This is a genomic window from Domibacillus indicus (assembly GCF_023715895.1).
In the GTDB taxonomy this organism is placed as follows: Bacteria; Bacillota; Bacilli; order Bacillales; family Domibacillaceae; genus Domibacillus; species Domibacillus indicus_A.
The window spans coordinates 1-561 of sequence record NZ_JAMBOO010000071.1; the positions used below are offsets into that span (position 1 = coordinate 1).

Below are 561 nucleotides of genomic sequence, written 5' to 3' on the forward strand. Positions count from 1 at the left end.
CATAACCCGAAGGTCGCAGGTTCAAATCCTGCCCCCGCAATCGTTGGTCCGGTAGTTCAGTTGGTTAGAATGCCTGCCTGTCACGCAGGAGGTCGCGGGTTCGAGTCCCGTCCGGACCGCCATTTTTTATAAAATGCGGGTGTAGTTTAATGGTAAAACCTCAGCCTTCCAAGCTGATGTCGTGGGTTCGATTCCCATCACCCGCTCCATAAGTATGTGCAAATTATTATTTCGGAAAAATAATCTTTCCGTAAATTCCTATTGATTTCGCAAGAAAGCTTATGTTATATTATGAATCTGCCAGTAAAGAGGCGGCTCAAATAAACTCATTTACATCTTCATCATTTTGAATGAATAACATTTTCTCTTTAAAGTGTTGACTTGTAAACGAGTTAATGGTATGATTATTTGACTGTCCGATACGACAGTAAAGCGAATTGATCTTTGAAAACTGAACAAAATAAACGTCAACGTTTTAAATTTTTATCTTCCATTAAAAACACCCCGTGTTTTAATGGAAACAAATGAGCAAGTCAAACTTTTTTGGAGAGTTTGATCCTG

The 561-nt window shown here is 39.4% G+C and carries 2 tRNA genes; both read left to right on the forward strand.

From position 1 onward, the window contains the following. Nucleotides 1–45 precede the first annotated feature (45 nt). Nucleotides 46–122: transfer RNA gene (locus M3221_RS25540), tRNA-Asp, on the forward strand. Between the two features lie 13 nt (nucleotides 123–135). Next, nucleotides 136–209 (forward strand) — tRNA-Gly (locus M3221_RS25545). Nucleotides 210–561: the final 352 nt, after the last annotated feature.